This is a genomic window from Achromobacter sp. CF-sbj1-Ac2-l (assembly GCF_052698165.1).
Genome location: NZ_CP199855.1, coordinates 4,834,634 through 4,856,833, shown reverse-complemented (window position 1 = coordinate 4,856,833; position 22,200 = coordinate 4,834,634). Strand labels below are relative to the sequence as shown.

General features: G+C 69.5%; 24 protein-coding genes. 17 read left to right on the top strand and 7 right to left on the bottom strand.

The window, feature by feature from the left end:
- Nucleotides 1-50: 50 nt before the first annotated feature.
- On the bottom strand, nt 51-1,883 hold the full coding sequence (locus ACUDCK_RS22220; RefSeq protein ID WP_175167520.1) for a gamma-glutamyltransferase family protein: 1,833 nt from the start codon (nt 1,881-1,883) through the stop codon (nt 51-53).
- Between the two features lie 108 nt (nt 1,884-1,991).
- Between ACUDCK_RS22220 and ACUDCK_RS22215 the strand changes: the two genes are divergently transcribed.
- Nucleotides 1,992-2,951, top strand: coding sequence for a LysR family transcriptional regulator (locus ACUDCK_RS22215; RefSeq protein ID WP_054501032.1), 960 nt, complete (start codon nt 1,992-1,994; stop codon nt 2,949-2,951).
- Nucleotides 2,952-3,012: 61 nt separating this feature from the next.
- On the opposite strand, the gene phnN is transcribed toward ACUDCK_RS22215, so the two are convergent.
- The 4 genes from phnN to phnF all read right to left on the bottom strand — a co-directional run bounded on the left by phnN (nt 3,013) and on the right by phnF (nt 6,351).
- Nucleotides 3,013-3,591 (bottom strand): phosphonate metabolism protein/1,5-bisphosphokinase (PRPP-forming) PhnN, encoded by a 579-nt coding sequence (gene phnN / locus ACUDCK_RS22210; protein ID WP_175167521.1) that lies wholly within the window; start codon nt 3,589-3,591, stop codon nt 3,013-3,015.
- Nucleotides 3,588-4,331, bottom strand: coding sequence for a DUF1045 domain-containing protein (locus tag ACUDCK_RS22205; RefSeq protein ID WP_175167522.1), 744 nt, complete (start codon nt 4,329-4,331; stop codon nt 3,588-3,590). The genes phnN and ACUDCK_RS22205 overlap by 4 nt, the downstream gene beginning before the upstream one ends.
- A gap of 2 nt (nt 4,332-4,333) precedes the next feature.
- Nucleotides 4,334-5,530, bottom strand: coding sequence for an alpha-D-ribose 1-methylphosphonate 5-triphosphate diphosphatase (locus ACUDCK_RS22200; protein ID WP_175167523.1), 1,197 nt, complete (start codon nt 5,528-5,530; stop codon nt 4,334-4,336).
- A gap of 98 nt (nt 5,531-5,628) precedes the next feature.
- Nucleotides 5,629-6,351 carry a phosphonate metabolism transcriptional regulator PhnF gene (gene phnF / locus ACUDCK_RS22195; protein WP_054501036.1) on the bottom strand — a complete coding sequence of 241 codons (723 nt, stop codon included), beginning with the start codon at nt 6,349-6,351 and terminating at the stop codon, nt 5,629-5,631.
- Between the two features lie 184 nt (nt 6,352-6,535).
- Between phnF and phnG the strand changes: the two genes are divergently transcribed.
- The 8 genes from phnG (at nt 6,536) to ACUDCK_RS22155 (ending at nt 12,876) form a co-directional block, all read left to right on the top strand.
- Nucleotides 6,536-7,006 carry a phosphonate C-P lyase system protein PhnG gene (phnG, locus tag ACUDCK_RS22190; protein ID WP_144655331.1) on the top strand — a complete coding sequence of 157 codons (471 nt, stop codon included), beginning with the start codon at nt 6,536-6,538 and terminating at the stop codon, nt 7,004-7,006.
- A 1-nt stretch (nt 7,007) separates the two neighbouring features.
- Entirely contained in the window at nt 7,008-7,625 is a 618-nt protein-coding gene (gene phnH, locus ACUDCK_RS22185; RefSeq protein WP_064528275.1) for a phosphonate C-P lyase system protein PhnH, read from the top strand.
- A gap of 1 nt (nt 7,626) precedes the next feature.
- Entirely contained in the window at nt 7,627-8,742 is a 1,116-nt protein-coding gene (locus tag ACUDCK_RS22180; RefSeq protein ID WP_175145811.1) for a carbon-phosphorus lyase complex subunit PhnI, read from the top strand.
- Nucleotides 8,739-9,629 (top strand): alpha-D-ribose 1-methylphosphonate 5-phosphate C-P-lyase PhnJ, encoded by an 891-nt coding sequence (locus ACUDCK_RS22175; RefSeq protein ID WP_175167524.1) that lies wholly within the window; start codon nt 8,739-8,741, stop codon nt 9,627-9,629. The genes ACUDCK_RS22180 and ACUDCK_RS22175 overlap by 4 nt, the downstream gene beginning before the upstream one ends.
- Nucleotides 9,626-10,402 carry a phosphonate C-P lyase system protein PhnK gene (phnK, locus tag ACUDCK_RS22170; RefSeq protein WP_054417160.1) on the top strand — a complete coding sequence of 259 codons (777 nt, stop codon included), beginning with the start codon at nt 9,626-9,628 and terminating at the stop codon, nt 10,400-10,402. The genes ACUDCK_RS22175 and phnK overlap by 4 nt, the downstream gene beginning before the upstream one ends.
- Before the next feature lie 2 nt (nt 10,403-10,404).
- Complete coding sequence (phnL, locus tag ACUDCK_RS22165) at nt 10,405-11,121, top strand: phosphonate C-P lyase system protein PhnL (RefSeq protein WP_064528281.1); 717 nt, start codon at nt 10,405-10,407, stop codon at nt 11,119-11,121.
- Between the two features lie 2 nt (nt 11,122-11,123).
- A complete protein-coding gene (locus tag ACUDCK_RS22160) occupies nt 11,124-12,323 on the top strand; it encodes an alpha-D-ribose 1-methylphosphonate 5-triphosphate diphosphatase (RefSeq protein WP_144655329.1) in 1,200 nt (399 codons plus the stop codon).
- A 118-nt stretch (nt 12,324-12,441) separates the two neighbouring features.
- Complete coding sequence (locus ACUDCK_RS22155; protein WP_175167525.1) at nt 12,442-12,876, top strand: hypothetical protein; 435 nt, start codon at nt 12,442-12,444, stop codon at nt 12,874-12,876.
- Nucleotides 12,877-12,987: 111 nt separating this feature from the next.
- Here the strand turns inward: ACUDCK_RS22155 and ACUDCK_RS22150 are convergent, their stop codons facing one another.
- On the bottom strand, nt 12,988-14,295 hold the full coding sequence (locus ACUDCK_RS22150; protein WP_054501043.1) for a dicarboxylate/amino acid:cation symporter: 1,308 nt from the start codon (nt 14,293-14,295) through the stop codon (nt 12,988-12,990).
- 300 nt (nt 14,296-14,595) lie between these two features.
- Here ACUDCK_RS22150 and ACUDCK_RS22145 point away from each other — a divergent pair, with 300 nt between their 5' ends.
- Nucleotides 14,596-15,495: an SMP-30/gluconolactonase/LRE family protein gene (locus tag ACUDCK_RS22145; RefSeq protein WP_054501044.1), complete on the top strand. Its 900-nt coding sequence runs from the start codon at nt 14,596-14,598 to the stop codon at nt 15,493-15,495.
- A 200-nt stretch (nt 15,496-15,695) separates the two neighbouring features.
- Nucleotides 15,696-16,760 (top strand): class II fructose-bisphosphate aldolase, encoded by a 1,065-nt coding sequence (fba, locus tag ACUDCK_RS22140; protein ID WP_049075489.1) that lies wholly within the window; start codon nt 15,696-15,698, stop codon nt 16,758-16,760.
- A gap of 90 nt (nt 16,761-16,850) precedes the next feature.
- On the opposite strand, the gene ACUDCK_RS22135 is transcribed toward fba, so the two are convergent.
- The gene (locus ACUDCK_RS22135; protein WP_054501045.1) at nt 16,851-17,306 is read right to left on the bottom strand and encodes a GFA family protein; all 456 of its coding nucleotides are present in this window, start codon (nt 17,304-17,306) and stop codon (nt 16,851-16,853) included.
- Between the two features lie 172 nt (nt 17,307-17,478).
- Between ACUDCK_RS22135 and ACUDCK_RS22130 the strand changes: the two genes are divergently transcribed.
- The 6 genes from ACUDCK_RS22130 (at nt 17,479) to ACUDCK_RS22105 (ending at nt 22,192) form a co-directional block, all read left to right on the top strand.
- On the top strand, nt 17,479-18,360 hold the full coding sequence (locus ACUDCK_RS22130) for a phosphoribosylaminoimidazolesuccinocarboxamide synthase (RefSeq protein WP_049075485.1): 882 nt from the start codon (nt 17,479-17,481) through the stop codon (nt 18,358-18,360).
- A gap of 247 nt (nt 18,361-18,607) precedes the next feature.
- Complete coding sequence (locus ACUDCK_RS22125; protein ID WP_006390808.1) at nt 18,608-18,766, top strand: DUF5993 family protein; 159 nt, start codon at nt 18,608-18,610, stop codon at nt 18,764-18,766.
- A 10-nt stretch (nt 18,767-18,776) separates the two neighbouring features.
- The gene (locus ACUDCK_RS22120; RefSeq protein WP_054501046.1) at nt 18,777-19,349 is read left to right on the top strand and encodes a disulfide bond formation protein B; all 573 of its coding nucleotides are present in this window, start codon (nt 18,777-18,779) and stop codon (nt 19,347-19,349) included.
- Between the two features lie 74 nt (nt 19,350-19,423).
- On the top strand, nt 19,424-19,945 hold the full coding sequence (gene purE / locus ACUDCK_RS22115; RefSeq protein WP_175167526.1) for a 5-(carboxyamino)imidazole ribonucleotide mutase: 522 nt from the start codon (nt 19,424-19,426) through the stop codon (nt 19,943-19,945).
- Nucleotides 19,946-19,950: 5 nt separating this feature from the next.
- The gene (locus tag ACUDCK_RS22110; RefSeq protein WP_175167527.1) at nt 19,951-21,141 is read left to right on the top strand and encodes a 5-(carboxyamino)imidazole ribonucleotide synthase; all 1,191 of its coding nucleotides are present in this window, start codon (nt 19,951-19,953) and stop codon (nt 21,139-21,141) included.
- Nucleotides 21,142-21,145: 4 nt separating this feature from the next.
- Nucleotides 21,146-22,192 (top strand): L-threonylcarbamoyladenylate synthase, encoded by a 1,047-nt coding sequence (locus ACUDCK_RS22105; protein WP_175167528.1) that lies wholly within the window; start codon nt 21,146-21,148, stop codon nt 22,190-22,192.
- Nucleotides 22,193-22,200 lie beyond the last annotated feature (8 nt).

The window sequence follows — 22,200 nt, the reverse complement described above, 5'->3', positions numbered from 1 at the left end:
TACCCCTTGTGATGTGGCCGGTCTGTGCGCCGGCTGGATGGAAAAATGGTTCATCGGCCGACCGCGTAGCCCTGCATGCCGCGCGGGTTGGCGGCGGCGCGCAGCAGCAGGCCGCCGCCGGCCGCCGGTTCGCGGGTGCAGGCGCTGATGCGGCCTTCGGACCAGTCGGGGCCGACGCGCAGGTCATGGCCGGCCTCGCGCAGCGCTTGTTGCGTGGCTTCGGGCAGGCGGCCCTCGACGGTCAGGCGGTTCAGCGTCAGCGAACGCGGCCAGAACGAGCCCGGGAAATGGTCGATGTGCCAGGACGGCGCGTCGATCGCCTGCTGCAGGTTCAGGCCCATGGCGTGGCGCAGGAAGAAGGACACGGTCCACTGGTCCTGCTGGTCGCCGCCGGGCGTGCCGAAGGCCATGTAGGGCAGGCCGTCGCGCAGCGCCAGGCCGGGCGACAGTGTGGTGCAGGGCCGCTTGCCAGGTTGCAACTGGCCGGGCACGCCCTCGTCCAGCCAGGTCATCTGCAATCGCGTGGTGAGCGGAAAGCCCAGCGCCGGCACCACCGGGCTGGACGACAGCCAGCCGCCGGACGGCGTGGCCGCGACCATGTTGCCGTCGCGGTCGATGACGTCGATCTGGCAGGTGTCGCCGACGAAGATCTCGCGCGCGGCCCATTCCGCCACCGGCGGCAGCGCCGCGAAGGTCGGCTCGCCCACGCCGAAGCGGGTGTCGGACGCGGCCAGGGTGCGGGCGGCGGCTTCCAGGTCGGGCAGGCGCGGCGCGCGGCCATCCGGGGATCCGGGTTGCAGCGTGGTGGCGGCGCGTGGGCCGATGGCGGCGGCGCGCGCGCGGGTGTAGTCGTCGCTCAACAGCGCGGCCAACGGCACGTCGACGAAATCGGGATCGCCGTACCAGGCGGCGCGGTCGGCGAAGGCCAGCTTGGCGGCCTCGGCGATGCGGTGCACGAATTGCGGCGAGGCCGGGTCCAGCGTGTCCATTTGCAGGTGGCGCAGCAGCGCGAGCTGCTGCAGGTGCACCGGGCCTTGCGACCAGACGCCGCATTTGGCAACCGTGTAGCGGCCGTATTGCAGCGTGACCGGATCGTCGTAGCGGGCGCGCCAGTCGGCCAGGTCGGCCTTGCGCAGCAGGCCGCGATTGCGCTGGCCGGTGGTGTCGCGTACGGCTTCATGGGTGTAGTAGGCGTCGATCGCGTCGGCCACGAAACCGCGGTACCAGACGGCCAGCGCGGCGTCGATGCGGCCATTGCGGTCGGTCGCCGCCGCGTGCGCTTCGTCGAGGATGCGGGTGTAGGTGGCGGCGATGGCCGGCGTGCGCAGCAGCGCGCCGGGCGCGGGCACCTTGCCGTCGGGCAGCCAGACGGCGGCCGAGCTGGTCCACTCGTCGCGGAACAGGGCCTGCACCGCCAGGATGGCTTGCGAGATGCGCGGCACCAGCGGGAAGCCGTTGCGGGCGTAGTCGATGGCCGGGCGCAGCACGTCGGCCAGTTCCCAGGTGCCGTAGTCGCGCAGCATCGTCAGCCAGGCGCCGAAAGCGCCGGGCACGGTGGCGGGCAGCAGGCCGATGCCGGGCACCAGGTCCTCGCCGAGTCCGCGGAAGTAGGCCGGCGTTGCCAGCGCCGGCGCGGGCCCCTGGCCGCACAGCGCGCGCATGCGGCCTTCGCGTTCGCTCCACAGCAGGATCGGCACTTCGCCGCCGGGGCCGTTCAGGTGCGGCTCGACGATCTGCAGCGTGAAGCCGCCGGCCACCGCGGCGTCGAAGGCGTTGCCGCCGCGCTCCAGCACGCCCATGGCGACCTGCGACGCCAGCCAGTGGGTGGACGAGGCGACGCCGAAGGTGCCGCGGATTTCGGGGCGGGTGGTGAAGTCGGACATGGGCGGGGTCGGGCGAGGTGGGGATACGGCGCAGTATAGGATCGTGAAATAACTGATGTGTCCGTTGTTGGCATAATTGAATAACCAATCAGTTATGAGTAGACCGCCTTGACCTGGGACGCCGCCCGACTCGCCAACCGCCTGCGCCACCGCCACCTGGTGCTGCTGGCGAATATCGCCAAGCACGGCACGCTGACCCGCGTGGCGGCCGCCACCGGCATCAGCCAGCCCGCCGCCACCAAGGCGCTGGCCGAGCTCGAAGACATCTTCGGCGCGCCGCTGTTCCTGCGCACCGGGCGCGGCATGCAGCCCACGCCGCTGGGCGAGCTGGCGCTGGTGCGGGCCCGCCGCATGCAGGGCGACCTGGACCTGTGGGCGCGCGAGGTCGAGGCGCTGCACGACGGCCGCGCGGCGCATCTGCATGTCGGCGTGGTGCCTTACGTGTCGAGCGCGCTGCTGACCGCCGCCATCGGCCGGCTGCACCAGCGCCACGGCGTGACCCTGACGCTGCACCGCGCCACCACCGACCACCTAGTGCCGATGCTGCGGCGGCACGAGCTCGATTGCATCATCAGCCGGGCGACCTCGACCCTGGCGCAGGACGACCTGACCCATCGCGTGCTGTACCGCCAGCGGCCGCGCCTGATCGCGCACAGCCGATTGGCGCAGCGCCTGGCGCGGCGCGAGGCGGACTGGGCGGCGGTGGCGCGGATGGATTGGGTGCTGCCGGCGGTCAACACGCCGACGCGCCAACTGATCGTCGAACACTTCATCCGCGCCGGCCTGCGTTCGCCGGCGCCGGTGCTGGAAGCCTATTCCACCGATGTGATCGAGGGCATGCTGAGCGCCAACCCCGCGCTGATGTCGGTGGTGCCCGAGGACATCGCGCGCGAGCTGTGCCAGCGCGGCAAGCTGGGCATGGTGCCGTGGGACTTCGGCTGGGAGTTGCCGCCGATCAACCTGATCCGCCGCCGGCGCGAGCAGGCGCTGGCGGCCGAGGAGTGTTTTTCCGACATCCTGCTGGAGCTGTGCGCCGACCTGGGGCCGGACGCTCGACCGCGGGAGTGAGGCGCCCGGCCGGCGCGGCCGTGGCTCCGCGGCGGCCGTTTCGCGGTGATGCCGGCGCGGGCTACGCGATCAGCCGGCCGCGGGCGATATCCAGCAGTTCGGCGGTGGCGGCTTCCGGCGCGCCGTTGTTGCCGACGCGCAGCAGGCGGCATCCCTCGGGGACAGGGAAGTCCTGCGCGGCGCGTTGCAGGCGCAGCGCGATCTGTTCGGACGTTTCGCGGCCGCGCGCCGCCAGCCGCCGCGCCAGTTGCGCGGGGTCGACCGTGACCTCGACAGCCGTCAGCGCCGGATAGCGCCGGTGCGCCTCGGCCAGGTGCGCGCGCGAGCCGTTGATGATGACGGCCGCGCCGCCGTCCAGCCAGGCGTCGACCTCGATGCCAATGCCGTACTGCAGGCCGTGGCTGGTCCAGCGCAAGGCGAAACAGCCCAGGGCGGCGCGGCGCGCGAATTCTTCGGCGCTCAGGCACAGTGCGTCTTCGGTGGCGCCGCTATCGCGCGTGATGTAGCGGTGCGCCACCAGCACCGGTTCGTTGTCGCGCAGCCCGGCGCGCAGCAGCCGCAGCAGGGTGTCCTTGCCGCTGCCGGAGGCGCCCATCAGGTAGACCAGGCGTTCGCCGCTGGCGGGAACGGGCGGGTTCATGCCGTCGCCGATCCTTGCAGGTAGGCCGCGCCCGCCGCGTCGATGTGGCCGCCATCGAAGGGATAGTGGCGCGCGACGATGAAGTCGGCCCCCGCTTGCGGCTGGACGTAGACGCTGACGCCGGGCACCGCCAAGGGCTGGCCGCGCAGCGGATCGGCGAACGCCGCGATGCCGGCCCGCGCCTGCTCCAGCGCGGCGCCGTCGAGCTTGCCGGTCAGCGTGATGTGGAAGGTGAAGGTGTCGAACACATAGGGGTAGCCCCAGCGCGCCAGCATGGCCTGCTGTTCGGGCGACAGCGCGTGCGCCTGGCGCCGGGCCAGTTCGGCGGCGGTGGCGGGCGCGCGCAGGTCGTCCAGGCCGCGCACGGCGGCGGCGGCCAGGGCGTTGATGCGGGCCTGACCGTCGGTGTCGGCGGCGGCGATGCGCCACGCCAGGAAGCCACGCAGCGGCTCGCATTCAAGCTGGATGGCAAAGGCGCTTTCGCCGGCGGCGAGTCGGCGCGCGGCGGCGTCCACGTCCTGCGGCGCGGCGCCGGGGCGCAGCCGGAAGGGCGGCTTCAGCGTGGCGTGCAGGCCGTAATGGCGCGGCGCCTCGGTCCAGTCGCGCGCGGCCTCGGGCTGGCCGGGCAGCGGCGGCAGGGCCTGGCCGGTGTCGGCGCAACGGCCCAGCCAGCGGCTGCCCAGTTCGCGCCAGGGGCCGGCGGGGGCGAGATACAACGCATAGCGGTGGGCCGACGGCATGATCAGGCCGCCATGCGCTGATTGTGGTCGTCACCGAAGGCGCGGGTGGCGTAGCGCAGTTCGCCGCCGACGATGGCGGCGCAGACGCGCGGCAGGCCGGGCACGTGGTCATCGACCACGATGGCGTCGGCGATCAGTCCGGGCGCCAGCGCGCCGCGATCCTGCAGGCCGGCGGCGCGGGCCGGGTTCAGCGACACCAGGTTCCAGGCTTGTTCCAGCGGCAGCACGCCGTCGTTGGCCAGACGCAGCACGGCGGCCAGCGGCGCGGGATAGTAGTAGTCGGAGGTCAGGATGTCGCACAGGCCGGCGCGGATCATTTCAGTGGCGCTGGGGGCGTTGGTGTGGCTGCCGCCGCGCACCACGTTGGGCGCGCCGAAGACGACCGAGTTGCCCAGGTCGCGGGCCACGCTGGCCGCCTCGCGCGTCAGCGGGAATTCCGCCACGCCGCAGCCCAGTTGGTGATAGTAGCGGCGGGTGGCGGCGTCGGGATCGTCGTGCGAGGCGACCCGCAGTCCGGCCGCCTGGGCGCTGGCGGTCAGCTCGCGCATGGCGTCGGCCACCGAGTCGGCCGCGCCCATGGCGCGGCGGATGCGTTCCTGGAAGGTGTCCAGGTCGCATTCGGCGCGGTCGGCGTACTGCAGCAGCTTGCGGTCGTCGCCCAGGCGGCGGGCCATGCTGGGCAGATGGTCGTTGAGCGCGACGAAGCGCACGCGGCCGTCGCGGATCCATTGCTGCGCGGTCTCGACCCCGCCGACGTGGTGGGTCTCGAAGCGCAGGTGCACATAGTGGCGCGCGCCCATGATGTGTCCCATGCGTTCCAGCGCGGCGAACATGCGCTCGGCGTAGGCCTCGCCGCGCAGGCCGCCTTCCCACGACAGCGTGACGCCGTGGAATTCGGTGGTGATGCCGTTGGCCAGCAGTTGGCGGTCGACGTCGAACAGGGCGCCGTCGTAGGGGAAAGTGACGCTGGGGCGCGGCATGATGGCGCGTTCGAAGGCGTCGCCATGCAGGTCGACGATGCCGGGCAGCACCAGCAGGTTGCCGGCGTCGAACCAGGCCGCGCCGCGCGCGGCCGCGTTGCTGGCGTCGTCGATCAGTCCTCCATGGAATCGCAGGCTGGCGTGCTCGATGCCGCGCGGGGTCAGGATACGTTGGCCTGTGACACCGGCCAGGGGCGAGGGGGCGTGTGCTTGGTTCATGAATGGAAAGTTAGCGGTGTAGCATTACAACCAGATGTCTAGATGAGTGAAATCGCAGGGCGGCGCAAGCGGCCGCGCGCGGCCGCCGCGCACCGGCCTCAACTGTCGTCGGCCACCATGAGCTGGACCAGGTCGCCGACGAAGCGGGTGATGCTGTATTGCAACGGCGCGCCGGCCTGGTCCACGTTCAGCGCCTCGACCTGCAGGATCGGGCGCGTCTTGGGCTGGCCGAGGATGCGCGCCACTTCCGGAGACGGTAGCGTGGCGGTGATGCGCGACCATTTGCGCGTGTAGTCGCCGATGCCGTAGTGGGCGTAGACCTTCGAGACCGAGCGCAGCGCGTTCATGCGCTCGATGAAGTCGGGGAAGCGCTTTTCGTCGAAGTAGTGTTCGGAGGTGCTGATGGGGCGGTTCTCGGCCTTGCCCACCATCTGCACCCGCAGCAGCGGGGCGTTGCGCGCCAGGCCCAGGTGCTTGGCGATGTCGGCGGCGCGCAGCGTCTGGCTGCCCAGGGCTTCGAGGTGGCCCAGCATGCCCTGGCTGCGCAGGTTCTCGGAAAAGCGCGTGCGCTTGCCGATGGCGTAGTCGATGGCGTGTTCCTGCACGAAGGTGCCGCGCCCCTGCTCGATGCGCACCAGCCCGCTCTGTTCCAGCTCGCCCATGGCGCGCCGGATGGTGTGGCGGTTGACGGAGAACTTGGCGGCCAGCTCCGGTTCGGAGGGCAGTTGCTCGCCCGCCATGTACAACTTGTTGCGGATGTCGTCCGCCAGCGACTCGCCGATCTGTCGCCACACGGCGATACCGGAACCTCTTTCGACCATAGGATGTGCTCGTGCTGTCATATCAGCTTCATCAAGAATGGCTGTGATTGTGCACCAAGCGGCGGACGCGGGATAGGCAATGCGTCCCCGCCGCAACTGTCATCAAAAATTCACGCCAGGCTGTTGAACTTCCACTTGAACGCGATCATACTCCATCCAGTCGTCTAGACGTTTAGAGGAAATAATGGACCATCCACAAACCGCGCAGGGTGAAATCCAGGCGCAACGGGCCGCCTGGATGCGGGTGTTGGCGCTGGCCGATCCGGCCATGCTGGAAGGGGCGTTCGGCGCGCTTGGCGGCGTGCCGCCGTATCAGATGCTGCGCCCGGCGCAGACCGGCATGGCCATGGCGCGGGCCCGCAGCGGCGGCACCGGGGCGCGTTTCAACCTGGGCGAAATGACGGTGACACGTTGCGCCGTCAGCCTGGACAACGGCGTGGTCGGCATCGCCTACGTGCAGGGCCGTTCGCTGCGCCATGCCGAGCAGGCCGCGGTGGCCGACGCGCTGCTGCAACTGCCCGACTGGCACGACACGGTGCAGGCGCAGTTGATCCAGCCGCTGGCGCGCGAACGCGCCGAGCGCGTCGAGCGCCAGGCGCGCGTCGCCGCGCAGACCAAGGTCGAATTCTTCACGATGGTGCGAGGCGAGGACTGACATGCATCAAGAACTTCTTGGCGCGGCCGCCGCGAGCCGCAAGCTGCTGCCGGGCTTCGCGGACCCGGTGAACGACGCCCAGGCCACCTTCCGCACCGCGCTCGACGCCATGGCGCATCCGGGCCGCGTGTATGAAGTGGCCGCCGCCAGCGGCGTGCCGGCCGGCCTGTCGCCGGCGCTGACCGCGCTGCTGCTGACGCTGGTGGACGTGGACACGCCGCTTTGGCTGCCGCAGGGCCTGGACGCCGGCGTGCTCGATTTCCTGCGCTTCCATTGCGCCTGCCCGATGGTGCCGTCGGCCTCTCTGGCGCGCTTCGCGGCAGTGCCGGCTGGCGGCAGCGCGCCCGCGCTGGCGTCGTGCCATCCCGGCGACCCGGCCTATCCGGATCTGTCCACGACGCTGCTCATCGAGGTCGCGTCGCTGGACGCGGGCGCCGAGGTCACGCTGACCGGCCCCGGCATCCAGAGCCGCCAGGCGCTGCGCGCCGCCGGCCTGCCGGACGGTTTCTGGCGCGACTGGCGCATCAACCATCAACGTTTTCCGCTGGGCGTCGACGTGTTCCTGACGCACGGGCGGCAACTGTGCGCGCTGCCTCGCGGCACGCGCGTGGAGAGCTGACATGTATGTGGCCGTCAAAGGGGGCGAACGCGCCATCCTCAATTCCTACAGAATGCTGGACGACTATCGGCGCGGCGACCGGGCCCTGCCCGAACTGAGCCTGGACCAGATCCGCGAACAGATGCCGCTGGCGGTGTCGCGCGTGATGGCCGAAGGCTCGCTCTACGATCCGCAACTGGCGGCGCTGGCGCTGAAACAGGCCGCCGGCGACGTGATCGAAGCGGTGTTCCTGCTGCGCGCCTACCGCACCACGCTGTCGCGCTACGGCTACACCCAGCCGATCGACACCGGCGCCATGCGCCTGCAGCGCCGCATCTCGTCGACTTTCAAGGACGTGCCCGGCGGCCAGATCCTCGGGCCGACCTACGACTACACCCAGCGCCTGCTGGACTTCTCGCTGGAGGCCGAGCGCGAGGCCGACGCCCTGCCGGCGGGCGGCGAGCCGCTGGACAGCGCCATGCCGCGCGTCACCGACCTGCTGGCGCACGACGACCTGATCGACGCCGAGGCGGTGCCCGAGGGCGATCCCGAGCCGTTCGACCTGACGCGCCAGCCGCTGGACTTTCCTGCCTCGCGCGCCGCTCGCCTGCAGAATCTGGCGCGCGCCGACGAGGGCTTCCTCTTGTCGATGGGCTATTCCACGCAGCGCGGCTACGGCAACACGCACCCGTTCGCCGCCGAGATCCGCTACGGTTTCGTGGAAGTCGAGATGCACATCGAGGAACTGGGTTTCGCCGTCACGGTGGGCGAGATCGAGATCACCGAATGCCAGATGGTGAGCCAGTTCGCCGGCAACGCCGAGGAAGGCCCCAAGTTCACCCGCGGCTATGGCCTGACCTTTGGCTACGGCGAGCGCAAGGCCATGTCGATGGCGCTGGTGGACCGCGCCATGAAGGCGCAGGAACTCGGCGAACGCGCCGACTCGCCTGCCAATGACCACGAGTTCGTGCTGTACCACAGCGACAACGTCGAGGCCTCCGGCTTCGTGCAGCACTTGAAGCTGCCGCACTACGTGGACTTCCAGGCCAACCTGGAACTGCTGCGCCGCCTGCGCGCCGAGCGCGCCGCGCCGGCCCCCGAGAACACCCGCCAGCTCGACGAGGCCATTTCCTCATGACGACTTCCCCCACTCCCGGCGCCGCGGTCGAACGCGACGAGCACTACAACTTCGCCTACCTGGACGAGTCCACCAAGCGCATGCTGCGCCGCGCGCTGCTCAAGGCGGTGGCGATTCCCGGCTACCAGGTGCCGTTCGGCAGCCGCGAGATGCCGCTGCCCTATGGCTGGGGCACGGGCGGCATCCAGGTGACGGCGTCGATCATCGGCCCGGGCGACGTGCTCAAGGTGATCGACCAGGGCTCGGACGACACCACCAACGCCATCAACATCCGCCGCTTCTTCGGTCGCGTGACCGGCGTGGCCACCACCGAATCGACCCGCGACGCCAGCATCGTGCAGACGCGCCACCGCATTCCGGAAACGCCGCTGCGGGCCGACCAGATCATGGTGTTCCAGGTGCCGATCCCCGAGCCGCTGCGCTGGCTCGAACCGAGCGAGACCGAGACCCGCACCATGCACGCGCTGGCCGAATATGGCGGCATGCACGTCAAGCTGTACGAGGACATCGCCCAGCATGGCCACATCGCCACCACCTACGACTACCCGGTGATCGTCAACGACCGCTACATGATGCGGCCGTCGCCGATCCCGAAGTTCGACAACCCCAAGCTGGACAACAGCCCGGCGCTGATGCTGTTCGGCGCCGGCCGCGAGAAGCGGGTCTATGCGGTGCCGCCTTACACCCGGGTCAAGAGCCTGGACTTCGAGGACCATCCCTTCACCGTGGAGAAGTGGTCGGAATGCTGCGACGTGTGCGGCTCGCGCGACAGCTTCCTCGACGAGATCATCCTGGACGATGCCGGCACCCGCCGCTTCGTCTGCTCCGATACCGAATACTGCAACGACCGCCAGGCCGCGCAGGCCGCAAAGGAAGCCACCGCATGAACGCCCAACCCTTGCTTTCCGTGCGCGGCATGACGCGCACCTGGGACGGCGTGCACGGTTGCCGCAACGTCAGTTTCGACCTGTTCCCCGGCGAGGTGCTGTGCGTGGTGGGCGAGTCCGGTTCCGGCAAGAGCACACTGCTGTCGGCCGTGTCGTACCAGACCGCGCCCGACGCCGGCAGTGTCTGGTACGACACCCGCGACCAGGGTTTCACCGACCTGGCCGCGCTGTCCGGCGCGCGCCTGCGGCTGCTGGCCCGCACCGACTGGGGCTTCGTGCGCCAGAACGCCCGCGATGGCCTGCGCATGCAGGTCAGCGCCGGCGCCAACATCGCCGAACGCCTGATGGCGGTGGGCGACCGCCACTACGGCGAACTGCGCCAGGCCGCGAGCGGCTGGCTGCGGAAGATGGAGATCGACGCGGGACGCCTGGACGACGCGCCGGCTTCTTTCTCCGGCGGCATGCAGCAACGCCTGCAGATTGCCCGCAACCTGGTGACCCATCCGCGCCTGGTGTTCATGGACGAGCCGACCGCGTCGCTGGACGTGTCGGTGCAGGCCCGCCTGCTGGACCTGCTGCGCCAACTGGTGACCGACCTGGGCCTGGCCGCGATCGTGGTCACCCACGATCTGGCGGTGGCGCGCCTGCTGGCGCACCGCACCCTGGTGATGCGCGGCGGTGAGGTGGTCGAAAGCGGCCTGACCGACCAGATCCTCGACGATCCGCAGCATCCCTACACCCAGTTGCTGGTGTCTTCCATTTTGCAGAGCTGACCATGACTGTCGCGAAACCCATGATCGAGGTGCGGGGCCTCGGAAAGATGTTCACCCTGCATAACCAGGGCGGCATCCGCCTGCCGGTGCTGGAGGCGGTCGATTTCGACGCCGCCGCCGGCGACTGCCTGGTGCTGGCGGGCCCTTCGGGCACCGGCAAGAGCACCTTGCTGCGCTGCCTGTACGGCAACTACCTGGCCACCGAAGGCAGCATCCGCGTGCGCGCCGGCGATGACTGGGTGGAACTGGTCGGCGCGCCCGAGCAGCGCATCCTGGCGTTGCGGCGCGACGTCCTCGGCTACGTCAGCCAGTTCCTGCGGGTGATTCCGCGCGTGTCGGCGCTGGACGTGGTGGCCGAGCCGCTGCGCATGGCCGGCGTCGAGCCGGACGAGGCCCGCGAGCGCGCCGGCGCCATGCTGCGGCGCCTGAACGTGCCGCAGCGCCTGTGGGGACTGGCGCCCGCCACCTTCTCGGGCGGCGAGCAGCAGCGCGTCAACATCGCCCGCGGTTTCATCGCCCAGCATCCGATCCTGCTGCTGGACGAGCCGACCGCCTCGCTGGACCCGGACAACCGCGCCGTGGTGGTGGAGCTGATCCGCGAAGCGCGCGCCGCCGGCCGCTGCCTGCTGGGCATCTTCCACGATGAAGAAGTGCGCGACGCGGTGGCATCGCGCGTCCTGGCGCTACGCCCCGCGCAAGCCGCCGTCGAACTGGAGTAAGCATGACCCGTACCTACTTGACCCACGCCCGCGTCGTGCTGCCGGACCGCGTGCTGCAAGACGGCGCTGTCATGATCGAGGACGGCGTCATCGCCGCCATCGCGCCTGACGGCGCCCGCGGCGCGCACGAGATCGACCTGCGTGGCCTGACGCTGGTGCCGGGCCTGGTCGACCTGCATTGCGACGCCATCGAAAAGGAAGCCGAGCCGCGCTCGAAGGTGCTATTCCCGCTGGACTTCGCGGTGGCCCAGGTGGACCGACGCAATGCCGCGGCCGGCATCACCACGCCCTACCACGCGCTGTCGTTCGCCAACAGCGACCTGGGCGTGCGCAACAACGAGACCGCCGCCCAGGTGGTGCGCGGCGTGCGCGCCTTCCGCCAGCACAGCCTGGTCGACAACCGCGTGCATTGCCGCTACGAAATCACCGACGCGACCTCGGTGCCGGTGCTGCGGCAGTTGATGGACGAGGGCGCGGTGGACCTGCTGTCGGTGATGGACCACTCGCCCGGCCAGGGCCAGTTCAAGACGCTGGAGTCGTACCTGCAGTACATGATCGGCAACCATTCCATGAGCCGCGAGCAGGCCGAAGCGGCCGCGCACGCCAAGGCCCGCGCCCAGGACGGCGCGGTGCAGCGGGTCGAGACCCTGCTGGCGCATGCGCGCGGCCTGGGCATCCCGACCGCCAGCCATGACGACGATTCGATCCATCGCATCGCCACCATGCGCAACCTGGGCGTGGCGATGAGCGAATTCCCGATCACCCTGGACACCGCCCGCGCCGCCGTCTCCTGCGGCCTGCCCACCATCCTGGGCGCGCCCAACGTGCTGCGCGGCAAGAGCCAGAGCGGGTCGATGCGCGCCATCGACGCGATCCGCGCCGGCGTGGCGAGCTGCCTGTGCTCGGACTACCAGCCCTCGACCCTGATCGCCGCGGCCTTCGCGGTCGCGGCGCAGACCGAGCTGACGCTGTCGCAGGCGATCGCGCTGGTGACGGCCAATCCGGCCGACGCCTGCGGCCTGCGCGATCGGGGCCGTATCGCGGTCGGCCAGCGCGCCGACCTGGTGGCGGTGGCGCAGGTCGGCGCGCTGCCGCTGATCAGCCATACCTGGAGCGCCGGCCGCCTGGTGTTCTCGACGCACTACGCGCCGGCTCGCGTGCCGGCGCCGGTGGCCGAGGCCAACGGCCTGGTGGCTGCCTGAGCAAACCGCCGAAGCTTGTCGATGGACAAGCGGCGGACACGCGCATCTGGTTAAATGGGTGGACGAGGACGCCGCCAACGAGCGGGCGGCCTGTCTGCCTTATTTTCCGGAGCACGCAATGGCACGATTCAACTTCACCCAGGACCCCGAAGAACCCGATCTCTGGGCCGCGGAAAACGTGCCCGTGGGCGAGGGCCGCCCGCCGATCCACGTCATGGTCCAGACCGACGGCGAAGAGCCGGATGGCGCGGCTTCCAAGGTGGTCAAGGCCATCATCGGCAATCTCGACGAGCAGATCCTGGCCGCGGCGGACTTTCTGCTGGACAACTACTCGTACGAGCACTACAAGAAGCTCGGCATCGAGGACGACCAACTGCTGCGCGAGGAAACCGCCGAGGCGATGGCCGAGAGGGCCGTGCTGCGCGCGCTGTGGCTGTTCGACGAGGACGGCGATGGTTACGAACTGTGGTTCACGCTGCCGTGGGACCCGGTCCATACCTACGACGTCGAATTCGAGGACGGCGCGCCGGTGTCGTGCTCGGTCAACGATTGAGTTGGCGCGGCGGTCCCTGGCGGGCTGCCGGCCGATCCATGAGAAACGGGCCCCGCGGTGGATGCGCGGGGCCCGTTTTTCATGGGGCGTGAAGGTATTGGCGCGTTCCGTTCAGGCCTCGCGCGAGGCCGTCCGCACCGGCGTCGAGTCCGTGTCCGTGGCAGGGCTGGACGGGGCGCCGGCCGCCAGGTCCTCTTCCTTGCCTTCCATCTTGGCGATGACGGCGGTGGCCAGGCTGTTGCCGACCACGTTGGTGGCGGTGCGGCCCATGTCGAAGAACTGGTCGATGCCCATGATCAGCAGCAGGCCGGCCTCGGGCAGGTGGAACATCGGCAGCGTCGCCGCCACCACCACCAGGGAGGCGCGCGCCACGCCGGCCATGCCCTTGCTGGTGACCATCAGCACCAGCAGCAGCGTCAACTGCTGCGAGAAGCTCATCTCGATGTTGTAGGCCTGCGCGATGAACAGCACCGCGAACGACTGGTACATCATCGAGCCGTCCAGGTTGAACGAGTAGCCCAGCGGCAGCACGAAGCCCGAGATGCGCTTGGACACGCCGAAACGCTCCAGCGCCTCGATGGTCTTGGGGTAGGCCGATTCGCTGCTGGCGGTCGAGAAGGCCAGCAGGGTCGGTTCCTTGATCAGGCCGCCCAGGCGGAAGGTGGACTTGCCCAGGAACAGGTAGCCGACGCCGAACAGGATGGCCCACAGCAGCGCCAGGCCCAGGTAGAACTCGCCGATCAGCTTGCCGTAGCTGACCAGCACGCCCAGGCCCTCGGTGGTGATGGCGGCGGCCATGGCGGCGAACACGCCCAGCGGCGCAAAGCGCATCACGTAGTCGGTGACGCGGAACATGATCTTGGCCAGCTCGTCGATCATGGTGTAGATCGTGTTGTGGCCCTTGCCGCGGATGAACGACAGCGCCGCGCCGAAGAACAGCGAGAACACCAGGATCTGCAGGATCTCGTTGTTGGCCATGGCTTCGGCGATGCTCTTGGGGAACACGTGCGCGATGAAGGCCTTGAGGGTGAAGTCGCCGGTCTTCAGGCCGGCGCTGGCGGCCGCGTCGGGCAGCGCCAGGTTCAGGTGGGCGCCGGGCTGGAAGATGTTGACCAGCGCCAGGCCCAGCAGCAGCGAGATGGCCGAGGCCGCGATGAACCAGAACATGGCGCGCAGGCCGATGCGGCCGACGGCGCTGGCGTCGCTCATGCTGGCCAGGCCGGACACCAGGGTGGCGAATACCAGGGGCGCGATGATCATCTTGATCATGCGCAGGAAGATGTCGGTGATGAGGCTGAAGTACGAGGCGATGTCCTTGGCCTCTTGCGCGTTCTGCGCGTACTTGTTGCAGAAATAGCCCACCACGACGCCCAGCACCATGGCAATGCCGATGTAACGCGTCAGCTTCTTAGTATTCATCTTCAAAAACGGAAAACAGGGACCTGGTCGGTTGGCCGGATAGGCCTTACCCGCCGGCATGGGGCGGGGCGAAACGGTCCAATGAAGGATATGCCGGAGGGGACCCGGAGTGGCGCGGGTTAACCCTTGGGGCGCGATGTTAACGCCGCCAACCTGACAGTTAGTTGTCAGGTTGGGGACGGGTCATACCTGACTGCCAGGGCGGCCGGAGCATGACAAAATGGTCCGGCCTGGCCGCCTGTGCGCCGCCGGGCGACACAAAAAAGGGTCACACAGGCCCCCCTTATAGGAGACAGAGCTATGCCGAAACGCGAATTGTCCGTGCTGGTGTCGGGGTATACGTTCCTGGAGGGCCTGCGCTGGCACGACGGGCGCCTGTGGGCCTCCGATTTCTATACGGGCAAGGTGATCGCCGTCGACCTGCTGGGGCGGGCGGAGGTGATCTGCCGGGTGCTGGAGCAGCCCTCCGGCCTGGGCTGGCTGCCCGACGGGCGGCTGCTGATCTCCTCCATGAAGGACCGCAGGCTGCTGCGGCGCGAGCGGGATGGCCGACTGGTGCCGCACGCGGACCTGTCGGCATTGACCGGCGGCCCCATCAACGACCTGGTGGTCGACGCCCAGGGCCGCGCCTATGTGGGTAACTTCGGTTTCGACCTGATGGCCGGCGAGCCCTTTGCCACCACCACCCTGGTGCGGGTGGACCCGGACGGGGTGGCCCAGGTGGTGGCGGATGGGCTGTGGTTTCCCAATGGTTCGTTCATCACCCCCGACGGCAAGACCCTGATCGTCAACGAGACCTTCGGCAACCGGATCTCGGAATTCGACATCCTGCCTGACGGCGCCCTGGGGCCTCGGCGCGACTGGGCCCATTTCGGCGCGCTGCCGGATTCCGATGACCTGTCGGTGCTGATCGCGGCCTCGGCCATCGGCCCGGACGGCGGCGCGCTGGACGCCGAGGGCGCGCTGTGGGTGGCCGACGCCATCGGCAAGCGCATCGTGCGGATGGCCCGCGGCGGCCGGATCCTGGAACAGATCGATACTGGCGACCTGGGCATCTTCGCCGCGGCCCTGGGCGGGCCGGACGGCAAGACGCTGTTCATGGCGGCGGCGCCCGATTTCATCGAGGCCAACCGCCGCGCCAAACCAGAGGGGCGGATTCTGGTGGCCGAGGTGGACGTGCCGCACGCGGGACGGCCCTGAGCGGGGCTGCCCGGCCGCGTCCCGGGCCGATCCTGGCCGGACGGCGGACGCGGTTCGCGCGCGGCTCCGGCGGCCGGTTTAGTCCTGGTGGATAGGGATACCGGCCGTTTCAAGACCTTTCTTCGAATCCCCCGTAAAATCCCACCATCCCGCTCGATTTCAACCATCTTTCAATCGACAGTACCTAAGGAGGACCACACATGGCCCTAGTCTCCATGCGCCAGTTGCTCGACCACGCCGCCGAGCACGGCTACGGCATTCCGGCATTCAACGTCAATAACCTGGAACAGGTCCAGGCCATCATGGAAGCCGCGGCGGAGACCGACAGCCCGGTGATCATGCAGGCCTCGGCCGGCGCCCGCAAGTACGCCGGCGAAGGCTTCCTGAAGCACCTGATCCAGGCCGCCGTGGAGTCCTACCCGCACATCCCCGTGGTCATGCACCAGGACCACGGCCAGTCGCCGAAGGTCTGCCAGGGCGCCATCGACCTGGGCTTCTCCAGCGTCATGATGGACGGCTCGCTCAAGGAAGACGGCAAGACCATCGCCGACTACGACTACAACGTCGAAGTCACCAAGAAGGTGGTGGACGTGGCCCACAAGCTGGGCGTGACGGTCGAAGGCGAACTGGGCTGCCTGGGCTCGCTCGAAACCATGGAAGGCGACAAGGAAGACGGCCACGGCGCCGACGGCAAGCTGACCATGGACCAACTGCTGACCGATCCGGAGCAGGCCGCCGACTTCGTGCGCCGCACCCAGCTCGACGCCCTGGCCATCGCCATCGGCACCAGCCACGGCGCCTACAAGTTCACGCGCAAGCCCACCGGCGACATCCTGTCGATCGCCCGCATCAAGGAAATCCACGCCCGCCTGCCCAACACCCACCTGGTGATGCACGGCAGCTCCAGCGTGCCGCAGGAACTGCTGGCCGAGATCCGTGAATTCGGCGGCAACATGAAGGAAACCTACGGCGTGCCGGTCGAGGAAATCCAGGAAGCCATCAAGTACGGCGTGCGCAAGATCAATATCGACACCGATATCCGTCTGGCCATGACCGGCGCCATCCGCCGCTTCTTCGCCGAGAATCCCGAGAAGTTCGACCCGCGCGAATACCTGAAGCCGGCCCGCGCCGCCGCCAAGGCGATCTGTGTGGCTCGCTACACCGAGTTCGGCACCGCCGGCAACGCCAGCAAGATCAAGGCCCTGCCGCTGACCGAGATCGCCGCCCAGTACGCCTCGGGCAAGCTGGCCCAGGTGGTGCAGTAAGCCGCCGGCCGCCTTCCCTGCATGGAAGGCGGGCAGCAAAAAGGCGGGCCCGCGAGGGCCCGCCTTTTTTTCGTGCCTGTCGCGCGCGCCTCAGGCGGGCGGGGCGTTGCGGGGGAAGTTCGGCACGGTCCGGTCCACATGGTGCCAGGACGGCGCCGAATCGGTCCACATGCTGACGCGGGTGTGGAAGGCCTCGGGATCGTCCAGGGATCCGGCCCGCACCACTTCGTAGCCCATGCCTTCCGAGCCGCCGAACAGCGGCGTGCCACAGTCCGCACAGAAGCTGCGCATCACGGTATGGCCGGAATCGCCCTGGTAACGGTGTTCGCGCGCCTGGCCGCGCAGCAGGGTGACCGAGCCGGCCGGCAGGATCAGCGCGTGGGCCGGCGCGCCGCCGCTGGAATACTGGCAATCGCGGCAATGACAGGTGGCCGCCATGATGGGTTCGTCGGTCACCGCGTAGCGCACCGCCCCGCATTGGCAGCCGCCGGTCAGGTGGACCTGCGCGTCGGCGTGGGGCGGGCGTTTCTGGGTTGCATCCTGCATACGACTGTGTCTCCTCCAGGTGAAAAGGGGGCGCCGTGACGCGGTGCGCGGCCGGCGCATTTTTTGGCATCCGGCCAGACTAACCCGCGGCCCGACGCGCGGCAAGACGGGGCTATTTGCAGTAACCTATGCGCTTTGCGCGACCCCCATTTTTGCCATAGGCCATTTTTCCGTGACTTCTGCTTTGCATCAATCCAGCATCAAGTCCTTGCCGCTGCTGGGCCGCGGTAAGGTCCGCGACATGTACGCGGTGGGCGACGACAAGTTGCTGATCGTCGCATCGGACCGCATCTCGGCGTTCGACGTCATCCTCGACGATCCCATCCCCGGCAAGGGGCAGGTGCTGACCGAACTGACCGAGTTCTGGCTGCAGAAGCTGGCCCACATCCTGCCGAACCACTCCACCGGCATCAAGCCCGAAGACGTGGTGGCGCCCGATGAAGTCGACCAGGTGCGCGGCCGCGCCGTGGTGGTCAAGCGCCTCAAGCCGATCCTGGTGGAAGCGGTGGCCCGCGGCTACCTGATCGGTTCCGGCTGGAAGGACTACCAGGCCACCGGCGCCGTCTGCGGCATCAAGCTGCCCGCCGGCCTGCAGCAGGCCAGCCAACTGCCCGAGCCGATCTTCACGCCGGCCGCCAAGGCCGAGTTCGGCATGCACGACGAAAACGTCGATTTTGCCCACGTGGTCAAGGAAGTCGGCCAGGAAATGGCCGAGCGCATCCGCGACGTCACGCTCAAGCTGTATGCCGAGGCGGCCAAATTCGCCGCCACCAAGGGCATCATCATCGCCGACACCAAGTTCGAGTTCGGCCTGGACGACGACGGCACGCTGTACCTGATGGACGAAGTGCTGACGCCGGATTCCTCGCGCTTCTGGCCGGCCGACGGTTACCGCGTGGGCATCAGCCCGCCTTCCTTCGACAAGCAGTTCGTGCGCGACTGGCTCGAGACCCAGACCTGGGACAAGACCCCGCCCGCGCCGCGCCTGCCGCAGGACGTGCTGGAAAAGACCGCCGCCAAGTACCGCGAAGCGCTCGACCGCCTGGTCGCCTGACGCGCGCGCCGCGCCCCGAGAGCCGCCCGTGAACCGGGCGGTTTTTTTTGTCCGCGTCGGCCGGACGGTCAGGGAAATCCCTGCTTTTCCGTAAAAATTATTGCGTATTGTTACGCTATACTCGCCGGCAACCTGCATCCGGAGGCCGGCGGCGTGCTCGCGCGGCCTCCTTTCCGCCAACTTGCCGGACGCGGCCCGCAGCCGCCGCCTGGGCGCATCGCCCACCGGACGAAGAAAGGAGCTGCGCATGATCATGATGTTGCCTTTCCTGACCGGATTGGTCGCCGTGTGGTTCGGTCTGCTGGGCAAGCGCCGTCCCTGCGTCGCCTTCTGGCTGATCACCCTGGGCGTGTTCGCCGCCTGGTGCCAGTTCCACATGACCAGCCCGCTGGCGCTGTCGCTGTAGGCCCGCCGACATGATCTTTTCCCGCAATCCCGCGCGCGGCTCGCGCGTGCTCAATGCCCTGGCCCTGCTGGGCGTGACGACGATCCTGGGACTGGCCTTCGCCTGGCAATTCGCCTACGACGAGCCGCCTTGCCCGCTCTGCCTGCTGCAACGCGTGGCCTTCATGCTGGCCGGGGTGGGGTTGCTGCTGAACCTGCGGCTGGGCCCGTCACCCATGCACTACGCCATGACGATTGCCGCCTCGCTCGGCGGCATGGTGGCGGCGGGCCGCCAGGTGCTGCTGCACATCGCGCCGGGCGACCCGGGCTATGGCACGCCGTTCCTGGGCCTGCACTTCTACACCTGGGCTTTTATCGCCTTCAGCGTCCTGATCGTGTTCTGCGTGCTGATGCTGTCGGTGGATCGCAAATGGGGCGACAACATGCTCAAGCGGCCGGTGTCGGCGCTGGGCGTAATCATCATGGCCCTGTTTTTCATCATGGTGCTCGCCAACCTGGGCAGCACCACGCTGCAATGCGGTTTCGGGCCCTGCCCGGACAATCCCACCGGCTATCTCTGGCTGGGTTCGGGCAATACGCCCTAGGGGTGGCGCCGGCGCCGGGTAAAATACCGGGTTTCGCGGCACGGCCGCGGCCTTTCAACGACTCGACACCGGTTATGACAGCCAAGACTTTCGCAGCGGCGCAGGCCACCCCCGTGGTGGGCGTGATTATGGGTTCCTCCAGCGATTGGGAGGTCATGAAGCACGCCGTCACCATGCTCGAAGACTTCGGCGTGCCGTACGAGGCGCGCGTGATTTCCGCGCACCGCATGCCGCAGGACATGGCCGAGTACGGCGCCGCCGCGTTTGATCGCGGCCTGCGCGGCATCATCGCCGGCGCCGGCGGCGCGGCCCACCTGCCGGGCATGATGGCGGCCCTGACCGAAGTGCCGGTGTTCGGCGTGCCGGTGCCGTCCAAGTACCTGCGCGGCGAGGATTCGCTGCTGTCCATCGTGCAGATGCCCAAGGGCGTGCCGGTGGCCACCTTCGCCATCGGCGAGGCCGGCGCCGCCAACGCCGCGCTGCACCTGATCGCCACGCTGGCGGGCACCGACGCCGGCCTGCACAAGAAGCTGGTGGCATTCCGCGCGCGCCAGACGCAGGCCGCGCGCGACATGAAGGTTCCGCCCGAGGCCTGATCCCCATGACGCAATCGACTGCTTTCACCATTGCCCCGGGCGGCTGGCTCGGCCTGCTGGGCGGCGGCCAACTGGGCCGCATGTTCTGTCACGCGGCGCAAAGCCTGGGCTACAAGGTCGCGGTGCTGGACCCGGCCGCCGAATGCCCGGCGGGCATGGTGGCGGACCTGCACATCCAGGCCGCCTATGACGACGAAGACGGCCTCGCGCGCCTGGCGCAGACCTGTCAGGCCGTCACCACCGAATTCGAGAACGTGCCGGCCGACAGCCTGCGCGCGCTGGCGACCCGCTGTCGCGTCAGCCCGGCCGCCGACGCGGTCGCCATCGTGCAGGACCGCATCGCCGAGAAGGCCTTCATCGCCAGCCAGGGCATCCCGGTCGCGCCGCACGCCGCCATCCGCAGCGAGGCCGACCTGCGCGCCGCGCCCGACAGCCTGTTCCCCGGCATCCTCAAGGTCGCGCGCCTGGGTTACGACGGCAAGGGCCAGGCCCGCATCGATTCGCGCGAGGCCGCGCTGGCCGCGTTCGCCGAGTTCGGCGGCGTGGCCTGCGTGCTGGAAGCGCTGATGCCGCTGGACTACGAAATCTCGGTCGTGCTCGCGCGCGGTTTCGACGGTTCCAGCGTGGTGTTCCCGGTGGCGCGCAATGTGCACCGCGACGGCATCCTGGCCGTGTCGACGGCGGCGCCGGTCAAGCTCGACGCCGCCCACGCCGAACGCCAGGCGCAGGCCACCGCGGCCGCGCAGGCCATCGCGCAGGGCCTGGGCTACCACGGCGTGCTGTGCGTGGAATTCTTTGTGCTCCGGGACGGCAGCCTGATCGTCAACGAGATCGCGCCGCGTCCGCACAACAGCGGCCACTACACCATGGACGCCTGCCTCACCAGCCAGTTCGAGCAGCAGGCGCGCGCCATGGCCAGCCTGCCTCTGGGCGGCACCGACCTGCTGGCGCCCGCCGTGATGCTGAACCTGCTGGGCGACATCTGGTATCCGTCGGCCTCCGGCGACGCGCAGCGCGAGCCCGACTGGGCCGCCGCGCTGGCGGTGCCCACGGCCAAGCTGCACCTGTACGGCAAGCGCGAGGCGCGCCGCGGGCGCAAGATGGGCCACGTCACCATCGTCGCGCCGACGCTGCAGCAGGCCCAGGCCGACGCGGCGCGTGTCGCCGCCGCGCTGGGCATGCAGGCGCCCGAGTAACGCCATGTCCGCTTCGCCCGACTCCGCCAGCGCCGCGGACATCGCCGACGCCGCCCGGCGCCTGCTGGCCGGCGAGCTGGTCGCGTTCCCGACCGAGACCGTCTACGGCCTGGGCGCGGACGCCGAGAACCCGCAGGCCGTGGGCAGGATCTACGCCGCCAAGGGCCGGCCGTCGAACCACCCGGTGATCGTGCACATCGCGCCGCAGGGCGACCTGTCGTACTGGGCGGCCGAGGTGCCGCCCGAGGCGCGTCTGCTGATCGACGCCTTCTGGCCCGGTCCGCTGACGCTGATCCTCAAGCGCGCGCCGCACATCGCCGACACCGTCAGCGGCGGCCAGGACAGCATCGGCATCCGCTGCCCCTCGCATCCGGTGGCGCAGGCGCTGCTGGCGGCGTTCGCGGCCGGCAAGCCGAACGGGCAGGGCGGCGTGGCCGCGCCGTCGGCCAACAAGTTCGGCCAGGTATCTCCCACCCGCGCCGACCACGTGCGCCACGAATTTCCCGACGAGGTCGCGGCCGGCATGCCGGTGCTGGAAGGCGGCGCCGCCGAGGTCGGCATCGAATCGACCATCCTGGACCTGTCGCGGCTGGACCGCGGCGCCGGCCCGGTGCTGCTGCGCCCCGGCCACATCAGCGCCGCGCAGATCGAGGCCGTGCTGGGCGTGCAGGTGTTCGCGCCCGACGCCGCCGCGCCGCGCGCCTCGGGCACGCTGAAGGCGCACTATGCGCCGCGCACGGCGCTGGAACTGGCGTCCGACGCGCGCCTGCAAGCCGCGCTGCAAGGCCGCGGCCTGCCGCCGGGCAAGGTCGTGGTGGTGGCGTACACGCCGCCGCCGGCGGCCGTCGATGCGCGCATCCAGTGGCAACAGGTGCCGGCCGATCCGGCGCGCTACGCCCAGGCGCTGTACGCGTTGTTGCGCGACCTGGACGGCCAAGGCTTCGCGCGCATCATCGTGCAGGCGCCGCCGGACAGCGAGGCGTGGCACGCGGTCAACGACCGCATCGGCCGCGCCGCCGCCGCGTTCACGCTCGACACCACGGACTTGTAGGAGGGGGG